Consider the following 25,353-nt stretch of genomic DNA (forward strand, 5'->3'; position numbering starts at 1 on the left):
CCCTCGTAAACCAATGCCTGCAACCCCTACTTCCTAAGTCAAGCAAATTATTCCGGACAGCAGTGCGCCTTCGCGGGAACGACGTGCGAAAGATGCGTGTCGTCGACTTGGCGATTGGCCGCTCACCCTGAAACCGTCATTCCCGCGGAGGCGGGAATCCAAGCCCGCACCGCCGCCGCCGCCGACATCAGCGCCCAGGCGGCGCCCGGTACTCCGGGAACATCTCCTTATACAAGAACTCGGTCAACCGCGCCTCGTCCGCCGGCCGCGCGCTGAGCTTGACCACGCGCCCCAGGCGGTGCGAATCCCACTCGAAGTCGCCGTTCTTTTCCTTGCGGATCAGCTCGATCATCTTCTTGATCACGGCTGTTTCGATGTCGCGCTCGCTGCCCTGCTCCACCGTCACGGCCGTCAGCCAGCGCCGCTTGAAGGTCGGGTTCCAGCCGCGGAACTTCAGGTCCATCGTATTGAACGTTTTGTTCGTCACCGAGAAGATGCCGCCCGACTCGTTGCTGTCGTCGCGGCCGCGGCCGTTGATCGCGGCGATGTTCGCCAGCGCGTTGCGGTTGCCGCGGGCCGCGTCGCTTTCCGGTGTTTCCACTTCGCTGCCGGTCGGCGCGCCGCGCCGTTCGCGCTGGGCTTTCACGTAGGCCGCCATGTCCATCTCGGGCGGAACCTCGGTTTTCGGCTGCGGCGGCTGTGGCGGCGGGGTGCGCTCGACCGGCTTTTCGTCGGGAATGGTGATTGTGTCCGGCAAGCGCTGGACGAACACGCGTTCCGGCGGCGTCGGCCGTGGCGTTTCACGCCGTGGCGATGGTTTTGGCGTCGGCTTCGGCTTTTGCTCGCGCTGCGCCTTGGTCGGCTGTTGCAATGGCTGGACGAACACGACGTCGGTTTCGCGGTCGGACGCCGGGCGCGCTGTTTTCTGTTCTTTTTCAGGCGGCTTGAAGATAAAGATCGCGAGCAACAGCAAGTGCAGCGCGATCGTACCGATCAGGCCGGCCCGGCCGGATCCTTTGCGCTCGTAGTGAGGCGCCGGACGTGCCAACGGCTGCCCGCAGTGGGAGCAAACTTCGCTGTCCTGGTCGTAGGAGTGGGAATGGTCACGCAAGGTAGATCGGTATCCTGGAAGCGACGTCTAAAAAAACAGCAGAGAGCCGCAGTCTAACCGTTTTACAGGGCCAACGCATCACGCCAGCGAGCGGGCAGCCCCGCCACTGGCGTTGATGGTTGTTACCAAATGTTTCCAGCGTCAAGCATGCTGGGCAGCCGGGACATCGTCGGCCTTCGCCAGCTGTTCGTCGGTCATCGGCCCGGTGCCGCTGAAACGGTCGAGGTACAGGTAGATCACGGGCGTGATGTACAGCGTGATCACTTGCGAGAAGATCAAGCCGCCGCACACCGCCAGGCCCAGCGGCTGGCGCAGCTCGGCGCCGGCGCCAATGCCCAGCGCGATCGGCAGCGCGCCCATCAGCGCGGCCAGCGTCGTCATCAGGATCGGGCGGAAGCGCAGGATGCACGCTTCGCGAATCGCCTCCTGGGGACTCATGCCGAGATTGCGCTGCGCGTCGAGTGCGAAGTCGATCATCATGATGGCGTTTTTCTTGACGATACCAATGAGCATCAGGATGCCGATCATCGCGATCAGCGTCAGGTCCTTGTCGAAGATCCACAACGTCAGCAGCGCACCGACCGCCGCCGACGGCAAGCCGGCCAGGATCGTGAGCGGGTGGATATAGCTTTCATACAGCACGCCCAGCAGCACGTAGATGACGCCGATGGCCGTCAGGATCAGGATCAATTGGCTCGACTGCGTATCCTGGAACACCGCCGCGTCGCCGCCGTAGGTGGCGATCACGGACGCCGGCAACTTCATCTGCGCGCCCATCTGTTCGATGGCGGCGGTGGCGTCGCCCAGCGGCACGCCCGGGGCCAGGTTGAACGACAGCGTGATCGCCTGCAGTTGCCCCTGGTGATTGACCTGCAGCGGGCCGACCGTGCGGCGCACGGTGGCGATGCTCGACAGTTTGACGAGGTCGCCCGATTTTGAACGCACCGATACGCGCGACAGCGCTTCGTCGTAGTAGCGGTCGCTGGCGGCCGCTTCCAGAATCACGTAGTAGCTGGCGGCGGTGGAATAGATGGTCGAGACCTGGCGTTCGCCGAACGAGGCGTACATCACGGTGCGGATATCGTCCATCTCCAGGCCCAGCAATGCCGCCTTGTCACGGTCGATATCCACCGTTGCCTGCAGGGCCTTGTTTTGCGAATCGCTGTTGACGTCGCGGAAGCGCGCGTCCATGCGCATGCCCTCCAGGAACCGCTCGGCCCAGCCACCGATCTCGCCGCCAGAGACGCTTTGCAGCGTGTACTGGTAGCGCGCCTTGCTCTGGCGTCCACCCAGTTGCAGGTTTTGCTGGGGCGACATGAACACTTGCACGCCCGGCACGGCGCGCGTGGCCTTGCGCAGGTCGTCGATCACGAGATCCATCGGCGGGCGTTCGCCGCGCGGCTTGAGCACCAGGAACATGCGGCCCGTGTTGCCGCCGCCGCTGAACGAGGTGGTGTCCTGCACGTAGGGATTGGCGCGGACGATGTCGACGACCTTGCCCTGCAGTTCGGCCAGCGCGACCGACGACGTGTCTTCGGACGCCTCGACGTTCACGCGGATCTGGCCGATGTCTTCTTCGGGGAAGAAGCCCTTTGGCATGGTCATGTACAGCACGGCCGTCAGCACGAAGGTGCCCAGCGCCAGCATCAGCACCAGAAAGCGGTGGCGCAGCGCCGTGTCGAGCGTGCGGCCATAACCGTTGCGCACATTGGTGAACATGGCTTCGAAGCGGCGACCGATCCACGACATGTCTTTTGGATCGACGTGGCCGCCATCCTTGAGCAGGCGCGAGCACAGCATTGGCACGAGTGTGAGCGACACGACGGCCGAGACCATCACGGCCAGGCCGACGATCACGGCGAATTCTCGGAACAGCAGGCCGATCACGCCCGGCATGAAGAAGATCGGGATGAACACGGCCACCAGCGAGATCGAGATCGAGATGATGGTAAAGCCCATTTCGCGCGCACCGATGAGCGAGGCCTGCATCGGCTTCTTGCCCATCTCCATGTGGCGCACGATGTTTTCCAGCACCACGATGGCATCGTCGACGACCAGGCCCACGGCCAGCGTGATGCCCAGCAGCGAGATATTGTCGAGGCTATAGCCCAGCCAATACAGGAGGGACAGCGCGCCCAGCAACGAAATCGGCACCGTCACCGCAGGGATGAACGTGGCGGCCGCGCGGTGCAGGAACAGGAAAATGACCAGGATCACCAGCAGCACCGTGCCCAGCAAGGTCAGGTTGACATCGTGGATCGCTTCGCGGATCGACAGCGAGCGATCGTTGACGAGCTCGATCTTGATCGAGGCCGGCAATTGCCCTTCGAAACGCGGGATCAGCGCGCGCACGGCGTCGACCACCTCGACCGTATTGGCATTCGGCTGGCGCTGCACCATCAGCGAGATCGAGCGCTCACCGTTCAGGCTACCCATGGCCTTGACCGACTGGTAGCTGTCTTGCACGTCGGCGATGTCTTTCAGGCGCACCGGCAGCCCCTCGCGCGTGGCGACGATCAGGTTGGCGAAGTCGGCCGCTTTCATGAGCTGGCCGCCGCCCTGGATGGTCAGCGCCTGGGTCGGGCCGTCGAGGATGCCCAGTGGCGTGTTCGAGTTGGCCGCGCGCAAGGCTGCGGCCAGTTCGTCCATCGAGATATTGCGGGCGTTCATCAGGTCGGACTTGGCGCGCACGCGCACCGCGAAACGCTTGCCGCCATTGATCGAGACTTGCGACACGCCCTGCACGGTAGAGATCGCCGGCGAGATCAGGTTCTCGGCGTAATCGTTCAGCTCCGAGAGGTCCATTGACGGCGAGGTCAGGTGCATGAACAGGATCGGGGCGTCGGCCGGGTTGACCTTGCGGTAGGCCGGCAGTTCGGTCATTTCAAGGGGCAGGCGGCGCTGGGCCACCAGCAGCGCGGCCTGGACATCCACAGCTGCCTTGTCGACATCGATTTCGGTGTCGAATTCGAGCGTGATATTGGTGTCTCCCTGGGTGCTGCTCGACGTGATCAGCTTGATGCCGGCGATGGTCGAGAATTGCTTCTCGAGCGGCAGCGCGACCGACGAGGCCATCGTCTCGGGGCTGGCGCCGGGCAGGTTGGCCGAGACGTTGATGACCGGCGTGTTATAGCTCGGCAGCGCGGCGACCGGGATCTTCATGTACGACAGGATGCCGACCAGCACCAGGCTGATCGACAGCAGCACCACCATCACCGGACGGCGGATACACAGTTCGGACAGGTTCATGCCTGCTCACCCTGCTTGGGTTGCGGGGCGGCCGCAGGCTTGACCGCAGGTTTGACAACTTCGGCCAGGCGCACCTTTCCGCCCGGGCGCAGGTTCTGCTTGCCTTCGGTGATCACCTGCTCGTTGCCCGTCAGGCCGGTGACGGCGGCGTGGTCGCCAAATGCATACACGCGCTTGACCGGCACCTGACGGGCCGAGTTGCCGTCAGCCAGCACGTACACGAACGTGCCGTTGGTGGCCGTGATGATCGCCGTTTGCGGGATCACGACGGCGTCCTTGAGCGTCTGCACGACCACGCGCGCGGTGACGTACTGGCCCGGCCACAGCGACGTGTCGTTGTTGGAGAATTCGCCCTTGACGCGGATGGTGCCGGCCTGTGCATCGACGGCATTGTCGATGAAGCTCAGGCGGCCAGCGACCGGTTTCGCATCGGCGCCAGCCGTCACGAGGACGTCGACATTGCCGGCTTTCTGGGCGCCGAGCAGCGCGCCGAGGGTCGATTCGGGCAGCGTGAACGAGACATTGATCGGGTCGAGCTGGGTGATCGTGGTCAGCGATGTCGTCATCTGGACCAGCGCGCCCGGGTGGACGTCGATGGCGCCCACGCGACCCGACATCGGCGCGCGGATCGACGTGTAGCTGGCGCTGACCTGCGTCGCGCGCATCGCGGCCTGGTTCGACTGCACCAGCGCGCGCTGGGCTTCAACTTGACTGAGCAAGGAGTCGAGCGCGCTCTGGGCCAGGAAGTTTTGCGACACCAGTTCCTGGCTGCGCTTGTACTGGCGATCGAGGTCGGCCAGCGTGGCACGGTCGCGCGCCACCTGTGCTTCGGCGCGCGCGACGTTGGCCAGGTCGGCGCGGTCGTCGAGCGAGAACATCAATTCGCCTTCCTTGACGAACTGGCCTTCCCGGATGTGGACCTTGCGGATCGTGGTGACGGTTTGCGGATGCAGGTTCACGGTGCGCAGCGGGGTCACGGTGCCGTTGGCGAAGAGCTCGACGCCCACGTCGCGCCGCTCGGGCTTGACCACGTTGACGGTCACCGGTGGCGGACCGCCGCCCGGCCCTTGGGCGCCAGCTTTTTCGGCCTCGGCCGCATTGCCCTGATTGAGATACCAGCCACCGGCCACGACCAACGCCGCCACGACGGCGATGACGCCGACATTTTTCTTGTTCATGCTTGTCCCTTGCCGCCAGTGCCGACGGCTCTTTCCATTGATGATGTGCTTGATGCGCCGTGCGCGCGCATTGTCCCACACTGTTATTACGTCTTTATTTTTGCTTGTTGGTTTTGACGACTTTATTTATTCGGGTAGTACGCCGGCAGCATCAGCGTCACTTCGAGCCCGCCTTCCGGGTGGTTCGCCAGGCTGATGCTCCCGCCGTGCTGCTCGGTGATATTGCGCGCGATCGTCAGGCCCAGGCCCGTGCCGCCCGATTCGCGCGAGCGCGACGTCTCGACGCGGTAGAACGGATCGAACACCCGAATCAGTTCACTGCGCGGAATACCGGGGCCGTTGTCGCGGATCCGGATGCGCGCGGTGCCGCTCGTACGGTCGACGTTCACCCGCGCCTCGCGCCCGTACTTGACCGCGTTGTCGATCAGGTTGACCAGGCAGCGGCGCATGTCGATCGGCCGGCCCAGCACCGCCATCGAGGCCTTGCCAGTGAGTGTGACGGCCTGGCCGGCGTCGGTCGCGTCGGCGCACACCGCCTCGAGCAGCGAGTCGAGGTCCATCATCTGCATCGTCTCGGTCGTGTCCATGCTGCGCGCCAGCACCAGGCCTTCGCGCACCATTTGCTGCATCGCCGACAGGTCGCCGATCAGTCGCTCCTGCAGTTCGGTATCGGACACCTTCTCGAGCCGCAGGCGCATGCGCGTGAGGGGTGTCTGCAAATCATGTGTGATCGCGGCCAGCATCTGCGTGCGCTGGAAGATGTACTGGCGGATGCGCGCCTGCATCGCATTGAAGGCGGCGCTGGCCTGGCGGATCTCGATCGCGCCGACCAGGTCGAGCGGCGGGCGGTTGATGTCCTGGCCGAGGTCTTGTGCGGCCTGTGCGAGCTGCTTGAACGGGCGCGCGGTCATGCGGGCGACCAGGTAGGCCAGCACCGCGAGGCTGGCCAGGAACAGGCCGAAGATGCCGCGAAAATCGGTGTCGGGATTGTTGGGCTGGCGCGGCGGCAGCACCGACAGATGCAGCACCGCGCCGTCGCGCAGGCGCACATTGAGCATCTCGCAGGCGCCTTGCCAGGTCATGGTGATCAGGCCATACATCACGGGGAATTCCAGCGGGGCATCGCAGGGTGCGGGACGCCCCGCTGCCGAGAACACCTGATAGCCCTTGCCCAGGCGCGTGGCCAGCGAACGGGCGAACCAGGTCGCCGGCGCCGGCTTGTGCAGCGCCTCGCCCACCTCGAGCTGCAGGCCAGGGCGGTTGGCGACGTCGAGATAGATCGAGCGCGCCGAGGCCGGCACGATCTCGGTGGCCATGATCAGCTGCTCGGCGCGCTCGAGCGCATTCGCATCGCGATTGCGCTCGTAGTCGCGCATGCGCTGGTAGTCGGCGGCCAGTTGCGTGAGCGCGACCGAGGTCAGGATACCCAGCAACAGCGTGACGAACACGCGGCCGGTCATCGACCCGAAGAACGCTTTCACGCCGCCGGCTCCACGGTCACCTGCCCGGCCAGCACATAGCCGCCGTTGCGCACGGTCTTGATAATCTGTGGCATGCGCGCGTCTTCGCCCAGCTTCTGGCGCAGGCGGCTGATCTGGATGTCGATCGAGCGGTCGAACGGATCGGCGTCGCGGCCTTGCGTGAGGTTGAGCAGCTGGTCGCGGTTGAGTACCCGGTTCGGGTGCTCGAGGAACACGCGCAGCAGGCGGAACTCGGCGCCCGAGAGCATGATGACGATGCCATCCGGGTTCAGCAGGTGGCGCGCGGTAAGGTCGAGCGTCCAGCCCGAGAAGCGCATCTGCTGCACATTCTCGGATGGCGTATTGGACGGCATGGCGTGCGAGCGGCGCAGCACGCTGCGGATGCGCGCCAGCAGCTCGCGCGGCTCGAACGGCTTGGGCAGATAGTCGTCGGCGCCCATTTCGAGGCCCAGGATGCGGTCGAGCGGTTCGTTGCGGGCGGTGAGCATGATCACCGGCAGGCTCGAGGTGGCGCGCAGCTTGCGGCACAGCGTCAGGCCATCGTCGCCGGGCATGTTCAGGTCGAGCACGATGAGGTCGGGACGCGTTTCGTCGAGCGTCTTCCACATCGCGTTGCCGTCGGGGGCGGCCAGCGTCCGGTAGCCGTTCGACTCGAGGTAGTCGGCCAGCAGCGTGCGGATGTCGCGGTCGTCGTCGACGATCAGAATCGTAGAGGGATTATCCATAACCGCAATTATCCGAATTTATGACAACCCCGGAGGAAGTTTTTGTATCGCTCTGTATAAGCCGATGGGCGCGAAACATATGGATACAAAGTGTGCGGCCGGGGAAATGCCGTGGTTACAGTTTTGACCCACGATGGGTCCTGTGCAGCAAGCGTTTCAAATGCCCGGCCAGGGATGCACAGCCCACAGACTCTCACACAAAGGATCCACCATGAACACCCTTCGCAAACACCTCGTGATCGCCTTCACCGCTGCCGGTCTGCTTGGCGGCGCCGTCGGCGCCCAGGCCCAGAGCGCCGCCCCTGCTGACGGCCGCCAGGCATCGACCTTGAGCGCCGAGCAGCGCGTGGCCAAGAAGGCCGAATGGCAAGCCAAGGCGGGCGAGCGCCACGCCAAGATGGCGCAGAAGCGCGCCGAGCACCAAGCCAGGCTGCAGACGGCGCTGAACCTCAATGCGCAGCAAAAACCCGCATGGGATGCGTTTGTTGCCAGCCAGGCGCCCGCGAAGAAAGGCGACCGCGCTGGCCGTCCGGACCGCGCCGCCTGGGCCAGCTTGAGCGCGCCGCAGCGCATGGAGAAGCAGATCGCCATGCAGAAAGCGCGCACCGCGCATATGGAGTCGCGTTTGACGGCGCTGAACAGCTTCTATGCGGTGCTGACGCCAGAGCAGCGCAAGACCTTTGATGCGCAGGCCAAGCACCGCAAGGGTGGGCGGCATCACCAGCATCGCGCACACGCGTGATTGAGTCGGGTCGGCGGCGTTGCCGCCGACCCGACGTCATTTCAAACGCTCCAGCGACGTCTTGAACTTCTCTGCATTCTGATAGCCGATCACCCGGCTATCGGCAATCTCTTTCCCATGCCCGTCAAACAGGATGATGCCCGGCGGCCCGAACAGGCCGAAGCGCTTGAGCATCGCCTTGTCCGCCGCATCGTTGGCCGTCACGTCGACCTGCAGCAGCACCGTACCGACCAGCCTGGCCTGCACCGTTGGATCGACGAAGGTGAACTTTTCCATCTCCTTGCAGGACACGCACCAGTCGGCATAAAAGTCGAGCATGACCGTCTTGCCGGCATTGGCCACCAGGGCCGCGTCGAGCTGGTCGACCGTCTTGATGCGGGTGAACTGGAGTCCGTGGTTCCCCTGCGCGCCGCTCAGGTGCGCCAGAGGCGCAAATGCATCACGCCCGCCGCTGGCCACGCCCGCCAGCTGCATGCCGCCCATCAGCGCGAACGCGGCGCCAAAGGCCATCGCGGCCCAGTGGCGCGTGTGGCGCAGCAGGTAGAAACCATACCCCAGCAGCAACGCGGCCCACAGCAGCATCTGCGCTACCGCCGGGATCACGGGCGAGACGAGCCAGATCGCCATCGCCAGCATCAGCACGCCGAACAGGCGCTTGACCGACTCCATCCACGCGCCCACGCGAGGCAGGAGCGCGCCGGCCGAGACGCCCACCAGCAGCAGCGGAATGCTCATCCCCACCGCCATCGAGAACAGCGCCGCGCCGCCAAGGAACACGTCACGCGTCTGGCTGATGTAGACCAGCGCGCCGGCCAGCGGCGCGGCCACGCACGGGCCGACGATCAGTGCCGAGATGGCGCCCATCGCGAACACGCCGGCAAGCTTGCCAGACTGCTGGCGGTTGGACGCATTGCTCAAGCTGGTCTGCAGCGCGGTCGGAAGTTGTAACTGATAGAAACCGAACATCGACAGCGACATCGCCACGATCAGCAAGGCGAAGGTGCCCAGCACCCAGGGATTTTGCAGCGCGGCGGCCAGGCCTTCGCCAGCCAGGCCGGCAGCCACGCCCAGCAGCGTGTACACGATCGCCATGCCCAGCGAATACGTCACTGACAGCAGCAGGCCGCGCGCGCGGCTGACGTTCTTGCCCTCGCCCACGATGATCGACGACAGGATCGGCACCATCGGCAGCACGCACGGCGTAAAGGCCAAACCCAGGCCCAGCAGGATGAACGCGGGGACGATCGCGAGCAGGCTGCCGCCGCCGAGGATGCCGGCGATATTGGAGAGGTCGGATTGCGCAGGTGGCGATGGTGGTGCTGGTGGTGCTGATGGCGAGGCCGGCGAGGCGTCTGCCGGCGCGATGGGCGCGGCCGGGACTGAGTCGGCCATTGGCGTGGCCGACAGCGGCGTCGACACGCCGCCCCGTGGCACTGCGGCGCCGATCGGCAGCGCTGGCGGCGCGGCGCCGCCCTCCCCCGCGCTCAGGCTGGCGGTATGGTCTTGCGGCGGATAGCACAGGCCAGCGTCGGCGCATCCCTGGCTGGTCGCGATCAACGTGAACGCGCCGTCGCCCTCGACCGGGATACGGATCGTCAGCACGCCCTTGTAGGTTTCCACGTCCTTCTCGAACGTCTGGTCATACTTCACGGTGCCGGGCGGAATCGCCGGCGCGCCCAGCTTGACGGTCGGGTTGCTCGACTTGAAAGCGAAGCGCTCGCGGTACATATAGTAGGCCGGCGCGATCTGGTACGTGACTTCGGCCGTGTGCGGATCGGCCATGCGCGCCTCGAATTTGAAGGCCACGGCGGGATCGAGGAATGCCTCGGCGGCGCGGGCTGGCGCAGCGGCGAACAGCGTGAAGAAGGCAAACAGCGTCAGGCAGGCGGCAAGCCAGTGCCGAAGGAGGAATCGGGGCATGGAGATCGATTGGTTTGTGACAGAGCACGGGCATGGTACACCGGCTGCCTGGGGCGTGCGGGGCAGGCCCGATCGACAGGCGAAAAAAAACCAGGCCGAAGCCTGGTCTTTTCAAACGACAGTCGATTACTCGGCGGTCGGTGCTTCTTCTTCCGAAGTCACTTCTGGACGATCCAGCAGTTCGACGTAAGCCATTGGTGCATTGTCGCCAACGCGGAAACCCATCTTCAGGATACGCAGGTAGCCGCCGTTGCGGTTTGCGTAGCGTGGACCCAGCTCAGCGAACAGCTTCAGGACCATTTCGCGGTCGCGCAGGCGAGCGAAGGCCAGGCGCTTGTTCGCCAGGGTGTCAGTCTTGCCCAGGGTCAGGATCGGTTCGATGACGCGACGCAGTTCCTTGGCTTTTGGGACGGTGGTCTTGATGGCTTCATGACGCAGCAGCGAAACAGTCATGTTGCGCAGCATTGCCAGACGGTGGGACGAGGTACGATTCAGCTTACGAAGGCCGTGACGGTGACGCATGGTAATTCCTTTCGGGTGTTTTCAATGCCAGTTCTTCGATCGTTCGTGCCCTTATCAGTAAGAGCACGTCCGCGGACCGGTTCGGGGTTAGGGTTTTACTACGTTTTTCATCCAAAAAGGATCTGGCTCTGCCAGTCCTTTTTGTCTGATTCCATCCGAAAGTAGGTGTGTACTTTCGGATGAATATTATTTCTCCAGGCCGGCTGGTGGCCAGTTTTCGAGTTTCATGCCCAGGGTCAGGCCGCGCGAAGCAAGGACTTCCTTGATTTCGTTGAGCGACTTGCGGCCCAGGTTTGGCGTCTTGAGCAGTTCGTTTTCCGAACGCTGGATCAGGTCGCCGATGTAGTAGATGTTTTCTGCTTTCAGGCAGTTGGCCGAACGGACGGTCAGTTCCAGGTCGTCGACTGGACGCAGCAGGATCGGATCGACCAGCGGTGCGCGCGATGGTGCTTCCGCGGCGGCTTCGGTGCCTTCCAGGGCAGCGAACACGTTCAGCTGGTCAACCAGGACGCGGGCCGACTGGCGGATCGCTTCTTCTGGGGTGATAACGCCGTTCGTTTCGATGTTGATGATCAGCTTGTCCAGGTCGGTACGCTGTTCGACACGGGCCGATTCAACAGCGTACGACACGCGGCGCACTGGCGAGAACGAGGCGTCCAGGATGATGCGGCCGATGGTCTTGTTGGTGTCTTCCGACAGGCGACGGACGTTGCCCGGCACATAGCCACGGCCTTTTTCGACCTTGATCTGCATGTCCAGCTTGCCACCGGCGGTCAGGTGAGCGATCACGTGATCCGGATTGACCAGCTCGACGTCGTGCGGCAGGTCGATGTCCGATGCCAGGACGGCGCCTTCGCCTTCCTTCTTCAGGGTCAGGTTGACCGAGTCGCGGTTGTGGACTTTGAAGACCACGCCCTTCAGGTTCAGCAGCAGGTCGACGACGTCTTCCTGGACGCCATCGAGCGACGAGTATTCATGCACGACACCAGCGATCGTCACTTCGGTCGGCGCGTAGCCAACCATCGACGACAGCAGCACGCGGCGCAGTGCGTTGCCGAGGGTGTGGCCATAGCCACGCTCGAACGGCTCCATCACAACTTTCGCATGGCCGGCGCCCAGTGCTTCGACGTCGATGATACGTGGCTTCAACAAACTATTTTGCATGAACGTAGTCCTTTTCAATACCCTCGGCTCGTTACACCGATAAGGCTGATGGCTTGATGGAAAACGCCTGCCGGAGCAGGCGGTAAAACGAATTGGGTGCGACGGTGAGGAAGAAACTTTGATTCCGGAGAATTTGCTGTTCTTTGCGGGTGCCGGTCCGAGACCGCTGCGCTCGCACAACCACTCCCGTCGTTCCCGCGTAGGCCTCGGCGGCCCCGCGGGAACCCAAGTTGCTCGATCTAGCCAGCAAACTTGGATCCCCGCCTGCGCGGGGACGACCGCCAGGAGCCGACAACGTCGGCTCTGTCGCGGTCGATTAACGCGAGTACAGTTCGACGATCAGCGCTTCGTTGACGTCAGCAGCGATTTCGTTACGCTCTGGGAACGAACGGAAGGTGCCTTCCAGCTTCTTGGCATCGACCGACACCCAGCTTGGGAAACCGATTTGCTCAGCCAGCGACAGGGCTTCAGCGATACGCACTTGCTTCTTGGCCTTTTCACGAACAGCGACGACGTCGCCGGTCTTGACCTGGTACGAAGCAATGTTCACGACCTGGCCGTTGACGGTGAAGGCTTTGTGGCTGACCAGCTGACGTGCTTCAGCGCGGGTCGAACCGAAACCCATGCGGTACGTCACGTTGTCCAGACGCGCTTCCAGCAGCTTCAGCAGCGTTTCGCCGGTGTTACCCTTGCGACGCGATGCTTCGGCGAAGTAGCGGCGGAACTGGCGTTCCAGGATGCCGTACATGCGCTTGACTTTTTGCTTTTCGCGCAGCTGATTGCCGTAGTCCGAGGTGCGGGCACCCGACTTGACACCGTGCTGGCCTGGCTTGATGTCCAGTTTGCACTTCGAGTCGAGCGAGCGACGTGCGCTCTTGAGGAACAGGTCAGTGCCTTCACGGCGCGACAGTTTTGCTTTTGGTCCGATATAACGTGCCACGTTAGATTCCTTTAATAATTGATCACGCCCCAGAGTACAAATGCACCCAGGCGCTAGTCCAGCTCTGGAAAGTCAGGCCGGACGTGGCTTGCATCACCCGCCACCAAGATGGCAGGCGACAAGAGCCGGGCAGTATAACCCATTTACGGGCAACTGCACCGGCTTTTCTTGAAAACACAACGGGGCTATGCGCCCCGAGCATCGATCATCCATCACATGGGCTGGTGGCGAACCACCCTCCCCTGCAATTTAGATACGGCGACGCTTTGGTGGACGGCAACCGTTGTGTGGAACTGGGGTGACGTCCTGGATCTCGGTGATCTTGATGCCGAGGTTGTTCAGTGCGCGCACAGCCGATTCACGGCCTGGGCCTGGGCCCTTGATACGCACTTCCAGGTTCTTCACGCCCGATTCCTGAGCGACCTTGCCAGCAGCTTCGGCAGCAACCTGCGCTGCGAACGGGGTCGATTTGCGCGAACCCTTGAAGCCGGCGCCGCCGGAAGTTGCCCACGACAGAGCATTGCCCTGACGATCGGTGATCGTGATGATCGTGTTGTTGAAGGACGCGTGCACGTGGGCGATGCCCTCGGCAACGTTCTTCTTGACTTTCTTGCGGACGCGCGCTGCTGCCGCGCTGCTTTGTTGCTTGGCCATAGTCGGTTCCTAGATTATTTCTTGAGCGATTGAGCTGCCTTGCGCGGACCTTTACGGGTACGAGCATTGGTGCGGGTACGCTGACCGCGGACCGGCAGGCCCTTACGGTGACGCATGCCGCGGTAGCAGCCCAAGTCCATCAGACGCTTGATGTTCATGGACAGTTCGCGGCGCAGATCGCCTTCCACGACAAACTTCGCGACTTCGTCACGCAGCTTCTCGAGTTCGTTATCGTCCAGGTCCTTGACTTTTTTGGTGGTCGCGATACCGGTTGCGTCGCAGATTTTCTGCGAACGCGGACGGCCAACACCGTAGATCGCCGTCAGGCCGATAACAGTGTGCTGATGATTTGGGATGTTAACCCCTGCAATACGTGCCATTCGTTATTCCTCGAAATTAACCTTGACGCTGCTTGTGACGCGGCTCGACGCAGATCACACGGACCACGCCCTTGCGCTTGATGATCTTGCAGTTGCGGCAGATCCGCTTGACTGAAGCGTTAACTTTCATTTTGCACTCTCTTCGGTTCGTTTACTTGATGATGTGTTTTTACTTGGTGCCGAATACGATGCGGGCCCGGGACCTTGAAAACGGGGTGAACTTCACCGTTACCAGGTCACCCGGGCAGAAGCGAACACGCATTCTACCCGAGTTCGACCCCAGGACCACATTTCGTTTTCCAGCTTCACGCGGAACGTCGCGTTTGGGAGAGTCTTTCAACCCTCCCCTTGCCTTCGGATGACATCGTCTTCTGCCATTCGCGCCATGCACCCGACAACTTATCGCGTCGGGACGCCACCCTTGAAGTTCGCCTTGCGCAGCAGTGAATCATATTGCTGCGACATGACGTAGTTCTGTACTTGTGCCATGAAGTCCATCGTCACCACAACGATGATCAGGAGCGACGTGCCACCGAAGTAGAAGGGAACCTTCCACTGGGCGGTCATGAACTCCGGCACCAGGCACACCAGGGTGATGTAGACAGCACCAGCCAGGGTCAGGCGCATCAGGATCTTGTCGATATAGCGAGCGGTCTGATCACCCGGACGGATGCCCGGTACAAACGCGCCACTTTTCTTCAAGTTGTCCGCCGTTTCCTTGCTGTTAAAGACCAGCGCGGTATAGAAGAAGCAGAAGAACACGATCGCCACCGCATACAGCAACGCGTGGATTGGTTCCCCCGGCGCCATCGACGCCGCCAGATCCTTCAGGAACCCGATCACCGGGCCGCTGGAATCCTTGCCACGGGTGAACCAGTCGACAATCGTCGCCGGGAACAGAATGATCGACGACGCGAAGATCGGCGGGATCACGCCTGCCATGTTCAGCTTCAAGGGCAGGTGGCTGGTTTGGCCACCGTAGATCTTGTTGCCGACCTGGCGTTTCGCGTAATTAACCAGAATCTTGCGCTGTCCGCGTTCCACGAACACCACCGCATACGTCACCGCAGCGATCAGCAGAACGATCAGGATGGCCGAGAAGCTGCCGATCGAACCGTTCGAGACTAGGGTAAACAAGCCACCCAGCGCCGACGGCAAACCTGCTGCGATACCGGCAAAGATGATGATCGAAATGCCATTGCCAAGACCACGCTCGGTGATCTGCTCGCCCAGCCACATCAAGAACATGGTGCCGGTCAAGAGGGTCACGATGGTGACGAAGCGGAAAGCCAGACCAGGGTCAATGACCAGGCCAGGCTGCGCTTCGAGCGCGACTGCGATACCGAACGCCTGGAACAACGCCAGCGCAACCGTGAAGTAACGGGTGTACTGGGTGATCTTGCGGCGGCCGGACTCGCCCTCTTTCTTCAATGCCTCGAGCTGCGGCGAAACGATCGATGCGAGCTGCATGATGATCGAAGCCGAAATGTAAGGCATGATGCCGAGCGCGAACACGGTAAAGCGGGACAAGGCGCCACCCGAGAACATGTTGAACATGCCCAGGATGCCGCCTTCGTTCTGCTTGAACAGCGCAGCGAGCTGCACCGGGTCAATCCCGGGAACCGGGATGTGAGCACCGATGCGGTACACGACCAATGCGCCAAGCAAAAACCACAGCCGGGCCCATGGGAATCCGGAAGCGGCGCTTTTACCAAGTTGTGAATTAGTCGCCAATTTTTGCTCCGATCAGGCAGCAGTCGCTTTACGCGACCGAGCCGCCAGCTGCTTCGATTGCCGCTTTAGCGCCGGCGCTCACTTTCAGGCCTTTGAGGTTCACCGCTTTGGTGATCTCGCCGGACAGGATGACGCGCACGTCACGTGCCAGAACCGACAGGACGCCAGCCGCTTTGAGCACCAGGATGTCGACTTCGCCGACGGCCAGGTTGTTCAGATCGGACAGACGCACTTCAGCCTTGAACGTTGCGTTCAGCGATTTGAAACCACGCTTTGGCAGACGACGCTGCAGAGGCATTTGACCGCCTTCGAAGCCGACTTTGTGGAAGCCGCCCGAACGCGACTTTTGACCCTTGTGACCGCGACCGGCAGTCTTGCCCAGGCCAGAGCCGATACCGCGGCCGACGCGACGCTTGTAGTGCTTGGCGCCGTCAGCTGGTTGAATGGTATTGAGTTCCATTGATTTCTCCGTTCGCAAGCCCGAGGGCTTACGAAACAACTTTCACGAGGTACGATACTTTGTTGATCATGCCACGCACGGACGGGGTGTCTTGCAACTCGGAGACCGAGTTGACGCGACGCAGACCCAGACCGCGCACGGTGGCACGGTGATCCTGACGGGTACCGATCAGGCCCTTGACGAGCTGAACTTTAACGGTGTTAGCCATGTGATTTCCCCTTAACCCAGGATGTCTTCGACCGACTTGCCGCGCTTGGCAGCGATGTCGGAAGCAGTGCTCATTTTCGACAGACCGTCGAGAGTTGCGCGCACCAGGTTGTATGGATTCGACGAGCCGGTCGATTTAGCGACCACGTCCGTCACGCCCATCACTTCGAAGATAGCGCGCATTGCGCCACCAGCGATCACGCCGGTACCAGGTTTCGCTGGCATCATCATGACGCGCGAGGCGCCGTGACGACCGGACACGGTGTGATGCAGGGTACCGTTCTTGAGTGGCACCTTGATCAGGTTGCGGCGGGCTTCTTCCATCGCTTTTTGCACGCCGACTGGAACTTCTTTCGACTTGCCTTTGCCCATGCCGATGCGGCCATCGCCGTCACCGACAACGGTCAGCGCTGCAAAACCCATGATACGACCACCCTTGACCACTTTGGTCACGCGGTTGATCGCGATCATTTTCTCGCGCATGCCATCATCCGGCTTGTCGCTTGCCATTTTCGCTTGCATTTTTGCCATGACGATTCTTCCTTAGAACTTCAGACCGGCTTCACGCGCGGCTTCCGCCAGCGCCTTCACCCGACCGTGGTAACGGAAACCCGAGCGATCGAACGCAACTTCGGTGATTCCTGCTTTCAGTGCTTTTTCTGCGACGCGCTTGCCGACCAGAGCGGCTGCTGCAGCGTTGCCGCCGGCGCCAGTCTGACCTGCCAGCTCGGCGCGCACTTCAGCTTCCAGAGTCGAAGCCGACACCAGTACTTTTGCGTCCGGGCTGATCAGGTTCGCATAGATATGCAGGTTGGTGCGGTGAACCGACAGACGGTTCACGCCAAGCTGCGAGATCTTGATGCGGGTCTGACGTCCACGACGCAGACGTGATTCTTTCTTGTCCATGTCAGCTCCGATTATTTCTTCTTGGTTTCTTTAAGCTTCACCACTTCGTCCGAATAACGGACACCCTTGCCTTTGTAAGGCTCAGGCGAGCGGTAAGCGCGAACTTCAGCGGCAACCTGGCCGACCTTTTGACGATCGATACCCTTGATCAGGATCTCGGTCGGGGTCGGAGTTGCTGCAGTAACGCCTTCCGGCATTGCGTGCAGCACCGGGTGCGAGAAGCCCAGGGACAGGTTCAGGGCGTTGCCCTGCACTGCTGCCTTGTAGCCCACGCCGACCAGGTTCAGCTTCTTCTCGAAGCCCTTGGTCACGCCGGTTACCATGTTGTTGACCAGAGCACGCAGGGTGCCGGACATGGCGTTCGATTCACGCGACTCGTCGACTACGTCGAAGGTCAGCGTGCCATTGTTGTTTTCCACTTTGACCAGGCCGTTCAGGGCTTGGGTCAGGGTACCCAGCGGGCCCTTGACGGTGATCGACGACGCGTTGATCGCGACTTCGGCACCGGCAGGGACGGCGATAGGCATCTTAGCTACTCGAGACATCGTCTACTCCTTAAGCCACGTAGCAAATCACTTCGCCACCGACACCGGTAGCGCGCGCTTTGCGATCAGTCATGACGCCTTGCGGAGTCGACACGATTGCCACGCCCAGGCCGTTCATGACGGTTGGGATCTCGTCTTTACCTTTGTAGATACGCAGGCCTGGACGGGACACGCGCTCAAGGCGCTCGATGACCGGACGGCCAGTGTAATACTTCAAACCGATTTTCAGTTCCGCTTTACCACCTTCGGAGGTGACAGCGAAATCCTCAATGTAACCCTCGTCCTTCAGGACGTTGGCAATGGCAACCTTGACTTTTGACGACGGCATTGCGACCGTGGTTTTCTGAACAACTTGTGCGTTGCGAATGCGGGTCAGCATATCGGCGATAGGATCGCTCATACTCATTGCATATTCTCCTATTACCAGCTTGCTTTGGTCATACCAGGAATTTCGCCCTTCATGGCGAATTCGCGGAGTTTAATACGTGCCAGACCGAATTTACGGAAAGTGCCACGTGGACGGCCAGTGATGGCGCAGCGGTTACGCTGACGGGTCGGCGCCGAGTTGCGCGGCAGAGCCTGCAGCTTCAGACGCGCTTCGTAGCGTTCTTCTTCCGTCTTCGACTGGTCGTCGATGATCGCTTTCAGAGCGGCACGCTTCGGGGCGAATTTCTCCACCAGGTCTGCACGCTTCTTTTCGCGGTTAATCAGTGAAAGTTTTGCCATTGCTCTTAGTTCCTGAACGGGAATTTGAAGGCGGCGAGCAGCGCTTTGGCTTCTTCGTCGGTCTTAGCAGTCGTGGTGATCGAGATGTTCATGCCACGCAGTGCATCGATCTTGTCATAGTCGATCTCTGGGAAGATGATCTGTTCTTTGACACCGATGTTGTAGTTGCCGCGACCATCGAACGATTTACCATTGACACCGCGGAAGTCACGCACGCGCGGCAGAGCCACGGTGATGAAACGGTCCAGGAATTCGTACATGCGGGCGCCGCGCAGGGTCACCATCGTGCCGATCGGGTAGCCTTCGCGGATCTTGAAACCAGCGATTGCCTTGCGTGCCTTGGTGACCACTGGCTTCTGGCCGGCGATCTTCGTCAGGTCGCCAGTGGCGTGCTCGATGATCTTCTTGTCAGCGACTGCTTCCGACAGACCCATGTTCAGGGTGATCTTGGTCAGACGTGGCACTTCCATCACCGACTTGTAACCGAATTTCTCGGTCAGCTCGGCGACGACTTTTTCTTTGTAAATTGCTTGGAGACGGGCCATTTATTCTTACCCCTTCACTACTTCGCCGCTCGACTTGAAGACGCGGACTTTTTTACCGTCCTGGTCTTTGAAGCCAACGCGGTCTGCCTTGCCGGTCGCTGCATTGAACAGCGCGACATTCGACACGTGAATCGGCATTGTCTTGTCGACGATACCACCAGTAACACCGGTCATCGGGTTAGGCTTGGTCGCTTTTTTAGCGACGTTGATGCCTTCGACGATGACGTGTTCAGCGTCTACACGCTGTTGAACGACACCGCGCTTGCCCTTGTCTTTCCCGGCCAGAACGATGACTTCGTCGTTTTTACGAATCTTATCCATGTCGAATCCTTACAGAACTTCAGGTGCCAGCGACACGATCTTCATGAACTTTTCAGTGCGCAGCTCGCGCGTCACTGGTCCGAAGATACGGGTACCGATTGGCTCCAGCTTGGCGTTCAGCAGGACAGCGGCATTGCCGTCGAACTTGACCAGGGAACCATCCGGGCGGCGCACACCTTTAGCGGTGCGCACAACCACGGCATTGTAAATTTCACCTTTTTTGACGCGGCCACGTGGGGCTGCGACTTTAACGGTGACCTTGATGATGTCGCCAATGCTCGCGTAACGGCGCTTCGAGCCGCCCAACACCTTGATGCACAGAACTTCCTTTGCACCCGTGTTGTCGGCTACTTCGAGCCGGCTTTCGGTTTGAATCATAGTATTTTCTTTCCCAACTTAAGCCGAAGAAACCCCACATTGTGTGGGCCTGCGGTCAGTCTTGGTCCCGCCGTAACGCCCCTGCTGGAGCACCACGATTGGGTGATTGGACTTTCCAATAACGCTTTCGTTACAGGCCGCACTTGCCGAGGGGGACAAACTGCGGCAACACATGAACGAAGCCCGCTAGTATCTCAGATACCAGCGGGCCACGCAAGACAATTTTTAAAGCTTAGAGGACTGGTGCTACCAACAGCACCTGGGTGACCGTCCAGGCTTTCGTCTTCGAGATCGGGCGACCTTCTGCGATCTCGACGGTGTCGCCAATTTTCGCTTCGTTCGCTTCGTCGTGCGCGTGATACTTGTTCGAGCGCACGATGATCTTGCCGTACAGCGGATGCTTGACGTGACGTTCGATCAGGACGGTTACCGTCTTGTCCATTTTGTCGGACACGACTTTACCGACCAGCGTACGCTTCAGCGCCGTTTTAGTGGTGTCGTTCATTTGGCTTCCTTCGTGTTCATCACAGTCTTCACACGCGCGATATCGCGACGTACTTTCTTGAGCTGCGAGGTATTCCCGAGCTGCTGGGTGGCGACTTGCATGCGCAGACCGAATTGGGCCTTGAGCAGCTCGTTCAGCTCCTTCTGCAGCGCTTCCTGGTCCTTGCCGCGGAGTTCCGATGCTTTCATATACAACTCCTGTTATTGACCGACCTGGCGAACCACGAACGTGGTAGCCAGTGGCAGTTTGGCAGCGGCCAGGCGGAATGCTTCGCGCGCCAGGGTTTCATCAACGCCGTCCATCTCATACAGGACTTTGCCTGGCTGGATTTCAGCGACGTAGTATTCCGGGTTACCTTTACCGTTACCCATACGAACTTCAGCTGGCTTGTTCGAAATCGGCTTGTCCGGGAAGATACGGATCCAGATACGACCGCCACGCTTGATGTGACGGGTCATGGCACGACGTGCCGCTTCGATCTGACGTGCCGTGATACGGCCGCGGGCAACTGCCTTCAGACCGAATTCACCGAACGAGACCGCGGTGCCGCGGGTGTGCGAAATGCCGGTGTTACGGCCTTTCTGCTCTTTACGATACTTCCTGCGCGATGGTTGCAGCATGCTTATTCTCCTGCTTTCTCAGCTGGGGCAGCAGCAGGTGCAGCGGCAGCCGGGGTCGCCAGCTTGACAGCTGGACGAGCGCGGACAACTGGCGCTGCGGCTGGACGTGCGCCGCCTGCTGGGCGTGGGCCGCGCGATGGCTTGCCATCGTCACGACGTGGGCCGCGTGGCTTCTTGTCGTCCGGCGGGGTGTCGATGACTGGTGCTTCGCCGGTGACCGAACGGTCGCCCTTGTAGACCCAGACCTTGACGCCGATGATGCCGTACGTGGTCGATGCTTCGCTGGTGCCGTAGTCGATATCGGCGCGCAGGGTGTGAAGTGGCACGCGACCTTCGCGGTACCATTCGGTACGTGCGATTTCGATGCCGTTCAGACGACCCGACGACATGATCTTGATGCCGACAGCGCCCAGACGCATTGCATTTTGCATCGCGCGCTTCATTGCACGACGGAACATGATGCGCTTTTCGAGCTGTTGCGAGATCGAATCGGCGATCAGTTGCGAATCGATCTCAGGCTTGCGGATCTCTTCGATATTGACGTGCACTGGCACGCCCATGATCTTCGCCAGCGACGACTTCAGCACTTCGATGTCTTCGCCTTTTTTACCGATCACGACACCTGGACGCGACGAGTAAATGGTGAAACGCGCGTTCTTGGCAGGACGCTCGATGACGATGCGACCGACCGAAGCGTTCTTCAGCTTCTTTTTCAGGAAAGCGCGTGCTTCCAGGTCTTCCTGCAACATGGCAGCGAAGTTGCCGTTACCAGCATACCAACGCGACGACCAGTTACGGGTGACCGCCAGGCGGAAGCCGGTTGGGTGGATTTTCTGACCCATTCTGTGACTCCTTAGTTACCGACAGTCACGTAAATGTGACAGGATTGTTTAGAAATACGATCGCCGCGGCCTTTTGCACGTGCCGTGAAACGCTTCAGGATCGGGCCCTTTTCGACATAGATCTGAACGATTTTCAGTTCGTCGATGTCCGCGCCATCATTGTGTTCCGCGTTGGCGATTGCCGACTCGAGAACCTTCTTGATGATCGTCGCGCCCTTTTTCGGGCTGAATTGCAGAATGTTGAGTGCTGCGTCAACTTTCTTGCCGCGGATCAGATCGGCCACCAGGCGGCCTTTTTGTTCCGACAGGCGCACGCCTTTGAGGATAGCTTTAGTTTCCATTATTTTTTCGCCTTCTTGTCAGCGGCGTGGCCCTTGAACGTACGGGTCAGCGCGAACTCGCCGAGCTTGTGGCCGACCATGTTCTCCGACACATACACAGGAACGTGCAGCTTGCCGTTGTGAACAGCGATCGTCAGACCGATGAAGTCTGGGGAGATCGTCGAGCGGCGCGACCAGGTTTTGACTGGCTTTTTGTCTTTGTTCGCTTGCGCGGCTTCGACTTTTTTCACCAGGTGGGCGTCAATGAACGGCCCTTTTTTCAATGAACGAGTCATTTTTTATCCTTATTTCTTGCCGCGGCGCGAAACGATCATCGACGAAGTACGCTTGTTCGAACGCGTCTTCTTACCCTTGGTCTGCTGGCCCCATGGGGACACTGGGTGACGACCGGCTGCAGTTTTACCTTCACCACCACCGTGCGGGTGATCGACAGGGTTCATGACCACACCGCGAACGGTTGGACGAACACCACGCCAGCGCATCGCGCCAGCTTTACCGATCTTGCGCAGGCTGTGTTCGGCATTGCCGACTTCGCCAATGGTAGCGCGGCACTCGATGTGCACGCGACGGACTTCACCCGAGCGCAGGCGAACCTGAGCGTAGGTGCCTTCACGCGCCATCAGCACGACGCCGGCGCCGGCGGTACGGGCCATCTGGGCACCCTTACCTGGCAGCATTTCGACGCAGTTCATGACGGTACCGACCGGGATGTTGCGGATCGGCAGGCAGTTACCGGCCTTGATCGGCGCTTCCGAGCCATTCATGATGCTATCGCCGACAGCCATGTTCTTGGTGGCGATGACATACTGACGCTCACCGTCCGCGTAGCACAGCAGTGCAATGTGCGCGGTGCGGTTCGGGTCGTATTCGATACGCTCGACCTTGGCAGGGATGCCGTCCTTCTGGCGCTTGAAGTCGACCAGACGGTAATGCTGCTTGTGACCGCCGCCCATGTGACGGGTGGTGATGTGACCGTTGTTGTTACGGCCGGCAGTTTTCGATTTCTTTTCAACCAGGGCTGCGAACGGACGACCTTTGTACAGGCCTTCGGTCACAACTTTCACCATGCCGCGACGGCCTGGGGAGGTTGGCTTCATCTTAACGAGTGCCATTATTTAGCCTCCTCGACAAAATTGATTTCCTGGCCTGGCTTCAGGCACACGAAAGCACGCTTGGTGTGGTTGCGACGACCGTTGAAACGGCCCGAACGCTTCTGCTTGCCTTCACGGTTCAGGGTCTGGACCGATTCGACCTCGACCTTGAACAGCATTTCGACAGCAGCCTTGATTTCTGGCTTGGTCGCGTCAGGCAGAACCTTGAACACGATCTGCTCGTTCTTTTCCGCGACGAAGGTAGCCTTCTCGGAAATGATCGGAGCCAGCAGCACCTTCATCAGGCGCTCTTCGCTAAATTTGATTGCGGCGCTCATGCGTACATCTCCTCGATCTTGGCCAGAGCAGCTTTCGTGACCAGGACTTTCTTGTAGAACACCAGCGACATCGGGTCAGCGTGCTTAGGCTCAACGACCAGAACGTGCGGCAGATTGCGCGATGCCAGCTCGAGGTTTTCGTCGATCGTGTCGGCGATCACCAGGACCGAGTCCAGGCCCATGCCCTGCAGCTTTTGCGACAGCAGCTTGGTCTTTGGTGCATCGATCGTCAGGTTCTCGACCACGCTCAGACGGCCTTCGCGGGCCAGTTGCGAGAAGATCGAGCAGATACCTGCGCGGAACATCTTCTTGTTAACTTTGTGCGTGAAGTTTTCTTCTGGGCTGTTCGGGAAGATACGACCACCGCCGCGCCACAGTGGCGACGACGACATACCAGCACGAGCGCGGCCGGTACCTTTTTGGCGCCATGGCTTCTTGGTCGTGTGGTGGACTTCTTCACGATCTTTCTGCTTGCGGTTACCGCCACGTGCGTTAGCAGCGTAGGCGACGACGACTTGGTGAATCAGGGCTTCGTTGTATTCACGACCGAACACTTCATCGGCGGCTGCAACATTGGCGCCGTCTTGACCTTGCTCATTCAGGAGCTTCAGTTCCATGGCTTACGCTCCTTTCTTGAGTTTGGTTTTGACAGCTGGCTTGACGACCACTTGGCCGTTCTTCGCGCCAGGAACGGCACCCTTGATCAGCAGCAGCTGACGTTCGGTGTCGATGCGAGCCACTTCCAGGTTCTGGGTGGTGACGGTGACGTCGCCCATGTGACCGGTCATGCGCTTGCCTGGGAAGACGCGGCCTGGATCCTGGGCCATACCGATCGAGCCAGGAACATTGTGCGAACGCGAGTTACCGTGGGTAGCACGGCCAGAAGCGAAGTTGTGACGCTTGATGGTACCGGCGTAGCCCTTACCGATCGAGGTGCCTTGCACGTCGATTTTCTGGCCCACTTCGAACAGCGAAGCATCGATGGTGTCACCGGCTTTGAGTTCGGCGGCTTTGGTGGAATCGATGCGGAATTCTTTCAGCATCGTACCGGCTTCGACGCCAGCTTTGGCGTAGTGACCGGCAGCGGCTTTCGTCACGCGCGAAGCACGACGTTGACCGTAGACGACCTGAACTGCGGTGTAGCCATCAGTTTCAGGGGTTTTGATTTGTGCGACACGGTTGTTCGACACGTCCAGCACAGTGACAGGGATTGAATCGCCGTCATCCGTGAAGATACGCATCATGCCAACCTTGCGACCGAGAAGGCCCAAGCTCATTTTTTCTCCATTCCCACCTACGATTGGGCGGGGGTAGTTGAACTACTAAATAATACGGGCAATAAAAGACGCACCCGTACCGAAGCCGGCTAGTATAGCGCGCAAACGGCAACGGCGCAACAGGAAAAATCGGCATCGAAACCGGTCCTGTTGCGTTTTTGGCAGTATCTGGAGAATGAAGAATCCGTTCAAGCTGAACGGCACAGACAAGGCACATAACTGCATCTTGTCTCTACAGGCTTCAACCATTGCTGGGAGCCTGCGATTTGAAAGTCTGGTGGGCGGTGCAGGATTCGAACCTGCGACCCCTTGGATGTCGACCAAGTATTCTAACCAACTGAACTAACCGCCCGGGGAGCCGAATTATACGAGGCATGGCCGAACTATTGCAATAGCTTTTTTTGGCGAATCAACATTCTGGCAGAACATCGCGCCTACCGCCGGCAAGCAG

34 protein-coding genes, 1 tRNA gene and 1 pseudogene are annotated in these 25,353 nt (G+C 60.5%); 1 reads left to right on the forward strand and 35 read right to left on the reverse strand.

The window, feature by feature from the left end:
- Positions 1 to 187: 187 nt before the first annotated feature.
- The 5 genes from AB2N08_RS16840 to AB2N08_RS16860 form a co-directional block, all read right to left on the reverse strand.
- Positions 188 to 1,111 carry a hypothetical protein gene (locus tag AB2N08_RS16840; protein WP_367612007.1) on the reverse strand — a complete coding sequence of 308 codons (924 nt, stop codon included), beginning with the start codon at positions 1,109 to 1,111 and terminating at the stop codon, positions 188 to 190.
- A gap of 141 nt (positions 1,112 to 1,252) precedes the next feature.
- Complete coding sequence (locus AB2N08_RS16845) at positions 1,253 to 4,360, reverse strand: efflux RND transporter permease subunit (RefSeq protein WP_367612009.1); 3,108 nt, start codon at positions 4,358 to 4,360, stop codon at positions 1,253 to 1,255.
- Positions 4,357 to 5,538 carry an efflux RND transporter periplasmic adaptor subunit gene (locus AB2N08_RS16850; RefSeq protein WP_367612011.1) on the reverse strand — a complete coding sequence of 394 codons (1,182 nt, stop codon included), beginning with the start codon at positions 5,536 to 5,538 and terminating at the stop codon, positions 4,357 to 4,359. The genes AB2N08_RS16845 and AB2N08_RS16850 overlap by 4 nt, the downstream gene beginning before the upstream one ends.
- Positions 5,539 to 5,660: 122 nt before the next feature.
- Entirely contained in the window at positions 5,661 to 7,019 is a 1,359-nt protein-coding gene (locus AB2N08_RS16855) for an ATP-binding protein (RefSeq protein ID WP_367612013.1), read from the reverse strand.
- Entirely contained in the window at positions 7,016 to 7,744 is a 729-nt protein-coding gene (locus AB2N08_RS16860) for a response regulator (RefSeq protein ID WP_367612014.1), read from the reverse strand. Before AB2N08_RS16860 ends, AB2N08_RS16855 begins: the two co-directional genes overlap by 4 nt.
- Before the next feature lie 211 nt (positions 7,745 to 7,955).
- On the opposite strand from AB2N08_RS16860, the gene AB2N08_RS16865 reads away from it, so the two are divergent.
- Positions 7,956 to 8,486 (forward strand): Spy/CpxP family protein refolding chaperone, encoded by a 531-nt coding sequence (locus AB2N08_RS16865; RefSeq protein ID WP_367612017.1) that lies wholly within the window; start codon positions 7,956 to 7,958, stop codon positions 8,484 to 8,486.
- 36 nt (positions 8,487 to 8,522) lie between these two features.
- Here AB2N08_RS16865 and dsbD read toward each other — a convergent pair whose 3' ends face one another.
- From dsbD to AB2N08_RS17015, 30 genes and pseudogenes are all read right to left on the reverse strand, one after another.
- On the reverse strand, positions 8,523 to 10,406 hold the full coding sequence (dsbD, locus tag AB2N08_RS16870; RefSeq protein ID WP_367612019.1) for a protein-disulfide reductase DsbD: 1,884 nt from the start codon (positions 10,404 to 10,406) through the stop codon (positions 8,523 to 8,525).
- 126 nt (positions 10,407 to 10,532) lie between these two features.
- A complete protein-coding gene (gene rplQ, locus AB2N08_RS16875; RefSeq protein WP_183554222.1) occupies positions 10,533 to 10,928 on the reverse strand; it encodes a 50S ribosomal protein L17 in 396 nt (131 codons plus the stop codon).
- A gap of 186 nt (positions 10,929 to 11,114) precedes the next feature.
- Positions 11,115 to 12,092, reverse strand: coding sequence for a DNA-directed RNA polymerase subunit alpha (locus tag AB2N08_RS16880; RefSeq protein WP_159627930.1), 978 nt, complete (start codon positions 12,090 to 12,092; stop codon positions 11,115 to 11,117).
- Positions 12,093 to 12,408: 316 nt separating this feature from the next.
- Complete coding sequence (gene rpsD / locus AB2N08_RS16885; RefSeq protein ID WP_183554224.1) at positions 12,409 to 13,032, reverse strand: 30S ribosomal protein S4; 624 nt, start codon at positions 13,030 to 13,032, stop codon at positions 12,409 to 12,411.
- A 249-nt stretch (positions 13,033 to 13,281) separates the two neighbouring features.
- A complete protein-coding gene (rpsK, locus tag AB2N08_RS16890; protein ID WP_005663404.1) occupies positions 13,282 to 13,686 on the reverse strand; it encodes a 30S ribosomal protein S11 in 405 nt (134 codons plus the stop codon).
- A gap of 14 nt (positions 13,687 to 13,700) precedes the next feature.
- A complete protein-coding gene (gene rpsM / locus AB2N08_RS16895) occupies positions 13,701 to 14,066 on the reverse strand; it encodes a 30S ribosomal protein S13 (protein WP_183554226.1) in 366 nt (121 codons plus the stop codon).
- 16 nt (positions 14,067 to 14,082) lie between these two features.
- Positions 14,083 to 14,196: a 50S ribosomal protein L36 gene (rpmJ, locus tag AB2N08_RS16900; RefSeq protein ID WP_005663407.1), complete on the reverse strand. Its 114-nt coding sequence runs from the start codon at positions 14,194 to 14,196 to the stop codon at positions 14,083 to 14,085.
- A 39-nt stretch (positions 14,197 to 14,235) separates the two neighbouring features.
- A pseudogene (infA, locus tag AB2N08_RS16905) lies at positions 14,236 to 14,444 on the reverse strand (translation initiation factor IF-1).
- Between the two features lie 21 nt (positions 14,445 to 14,465).
- On the reverse strand, positions 14,466 to 15,800 hold the full coding sequence (gene secY, locus AB2N08_RS16910; RefSeq protein ID WP_367612025.1) for a preprotein translocase subunit SecY: 1,335 nt from the start codon (positions 15,798 to 15,800) through the stop codon (positions 14,466 to 14,468).
- A gap of 28 nt (positions 15,801 to 15,828) precedes the next feature.
- Positions 15,829 to 16,260: a 50S ribosomal protein L15 gene (gene rplO, locus AB2N08_RS16915; RefSeq protein ID WP_367612027.1), complete on the reverse strand. Its 432-nt coding sequence runs from the start codon at positions 16,258 to 16,260 to the stop codon at positions 15,829 to 15,831.
- Between the two features lie 28 nt (positions 16,261 to 16,288).
- Positions 16,289 to 16,468, reverse strand: coding sequence for a 50S ribosomal protein L30 (rpmD, locus tag AB2N08_RS16920; RefSeq protein WP_123069947.1), 180 nt, complete (start codon positions 16,466 to 16,468; stop codon positions 16,289 to 16,291).
- 11 nt (positions 16,469 to 16,479) lie between these two features.
- A complete protein-coding gene (gene rpsE, locus AB2N08_RS16925; protein ID WP_183554232.1) occupies positions 16,480 to 16,998 on the reverse strand; it encodes a 30S ribosomal protein S5 in 519 nt (172 codons plus the stop codon).
- Between the two features lie 12 nt (positions 16,999 to 17,010).
- The gene (rplR, locus tag AB2N08_RS16930) at positions 17,011 to 17,373 is read right to left on the reverse strand and encodes a 50S ribosomal protein L18 (RefSeq protein ID WP_183554234.1); all 363 of its coding nucleotides are present in this window, start codon (positions 17,371 to 17,373) and stop codon (positions 17,011 to 17,013) included.
- Positions 17,374 to 17,384: 11 nt separating this feature from the next.
- Positions 17,385 to 17,918, reverse strand: a complete 534-nt coding sequence (gene rplF / locus AB2N08_RS16935) for a 50S ribosomal protein L6 (protein WP_367612031.1) — start codon at positions 17,916 to 17,918, stop codon at positions 17,385 to 17,387.
- A 10-nt stretch (positions 17,919 to 17,928) separates the two neighbouring features.
- Positions 17,929 to 18,324, reverse strand: coding sequence for a 30S ribosomal protein S8 (gene rpsH, locus AB2N08_RS16940; RefSeq protein ID WP_183554237.1), 396 nt, complete (start codon positions 18,322 to 18,324; stop codon positions 17,929 to 17,931).
- A gap of 14 nt (positions 18,325 to 18,338) precedes the next feature.
- On the reverse strand, positions 18,339 to 18,644 hold the full coding sequence (rpsN, locus tag AB2N08_RS16945; RefSeq protein ID WP_367612033.1) for a 30S ribosomal protein S14: 306 nt from the start codon (positions 18,642 to 18,644) through the stop codon (positions 18,339 to 18,341).
- A 5-nt stretch (positions 18,645 to 18,649) separates the two neighbouring features.
- Positions 18,650 to 19,189: a 50S ribosomal protein L5 gene (rplE, locus tag AB2N08_RS16950; protein WP_290420453.1), complete on the reverse strand. Its 540-nt coding sequence runs from the start codon at positions 19,187 to 19,189 to the stop codon at positions 18,650 to 18,652.
- Positions 19,190 to 19,195: 6 nt separating this feature from the next.
- On the reverse strand, positions 19,196 to 19,510 hold the full coding sequence (gene rplX / locus AB2N08_RS16955) for a 50S ribosomal protein L24 (RefSeq protein ID WP_343026459.1): 315 nt from the start codon (positions 19,508 to 19,510) through the stop codon (positions 19,196 to 19,198).
- 9 nt (positions 19,511 to 19,519) lie between these two features.
- Positions 19,520 to 19,888: a 50S ribosomal protein L14 gene (gene rplN, locus AB2N08_RS16960; protein ID WP_183554239.1), complete on the reverse strand. Its 369-nt coding sequence runs from the start codon at positions 19,886 to 19,888 to the stop codon at positions 19,520 to 19,522.
- 232 nt (positions 19,889 to 20,120) lie between these two features.
- Complete coding sequence (gene rpsQ / locus AB2N08_RS16965) at positions 20,121 to 20,393, reverse strand: 30S ribosomal protein S17 (protein ID WP_183554240.1); 273 nt, start codon at positions 20,391 to 20,393, stop codon at positions 20,121 to 20,123.
- The gene (gene rpmC, locus AB2N08_RS16970) at positions 20,390 to 20,581 is read right to left on the reverse strand and encodes a 50S ribosomal protein L29 (RefSeq protein ID WP_123069940.1); all 192 of its coding nucleotides are present in this window, start codon (positions 20,579 to 20,581) and stop codon (positions 20,390 to 20,392) included. The genes rpsQ and rpmC overlap by 4 nt, the downstream gene beginning before the upstream one ends.
- Positions 20,582 to 20,593: 12 nt before the next feature.
- On the reverse strand, positions 20,594 to 21,013 hold the full coding sequence (gene rplP / locus AB2N08_RS16975; protein WP_145653055.1) for a 50S ribosomal protein L16: 420 nt from the start codon (positions 21,011 to 21,013) through the stop codon (positions 20,594 to 20,596).
- Positions 21,014 to 21,015: 2 nt separating this feature from the next.
- On the reverse strand, positions 21,016 to 21,855 hold the full coding sequence (rpsC, locus tag AB2N08_RS16980) for a 30S ribosomal protein S3 (RefSeq protein WP_367612038.1): 840 nt from the start codon (positions 21,853 to 21,855) through the stop codon (positions 21,016 to 21,018).
- Between the two features lie 11 nt (positions 21,856 to 21,866).
- Complete coding sequence (gene rplV, locus AB2N08_RS16985) at positions 21,867 to 22,199, reverse strand: 50S ribosomal protein L22 (protein WP_183555278.1); 333 nt, start codon at positions 22,197 to 22,199, stop codon at positions 21,867 to 21,869.
- Positions 22,196 to 22,471, reverse strand: a complete 276-nt coding sequence (gene rpsS, locus AB2N08_RS16990) for a 30S ribosomal protein S19 (RefSeq protein ID WP_119811777.1) — start codon at positions 22,469 to 22,471, stop codon at positions 22,196 to 22,198. Before rpsS ends, rplV begins: the two co-directional genes overlap by 4 nt.
- A gap of 9 nt (positions 22,472 to 22,480) precedes the next feature.
- Entirely contained in the window at positions 22,481 to 23,308 is an 828-nt protein-coding gene (gene rplB / locus AB2N08_RS16995) for a 50S ribosomal protein L2 (RefSeq protein WP_367612041.1), read from the reverse strand.
- The gene (gene rplW, locus AB2N08_RS17000) at positions 23,308 to 23,625 is read right to left on the reverse strand and encodes a 50S ribosomal protein L23 (protein ID WP_367612043.1); all 318 of its coding nucleotides are present in this window, start codon (positions 23,623 to 23,625) and stop codon (positions 23,308 to 23,310) included. Before rplW ends, rplB begins: the two co-directional genes overlap by 1 nt.
- Positions 23,622 to 24,242 (reverse strand): 50S ribosomal protein L4, encoded by a 621-nt coding sequence (gene rplD, locus AB2N08_RS17005; RefSeq protein ID WP_367612045.1) that lies wholly within the window; start codon positions 24,240 to 24,242, stop codon positions 23,622 to 23,624. The genes rplW and rplD overlap by 4 nt, the downstream gene beginning before the upstream one ends.
- 3 nt (positions 24,243 to 24,245) lie before the next feature.
- Positions 24,246 to 24,902: a 50S ribosomal protein L3 gene (gene rplC / locus AB2N08_RS17010; protein WP_367612047.1), complete on the reverse strand. Its 657-nt coding sequence runs from the start codon at positions 24,900 to 24,902 to the stop codon at positions 24,246 to 24,248.
- A gap of 275 nt (positions 24,903 to 25,177) precedes the next feature.
- A tRNA-Val gene (locus tag AB2N08_RS17015) sits at positions 25,178 to 25,254 on the reverse strand.
- Between the last annotated feature and the right edge of the window lie 99 nt (positions 25,255 to 25,353).

This window comes from Massilia aurea (genome assembly GCF_040790145.1).
GTDB classification, from domain to species: Bacteria; Pseudomonadota; Gammaproteobacteria; order Burkholderiales; family Burkholderiaceae_D; genus Telluria; species Telluria aurea_C.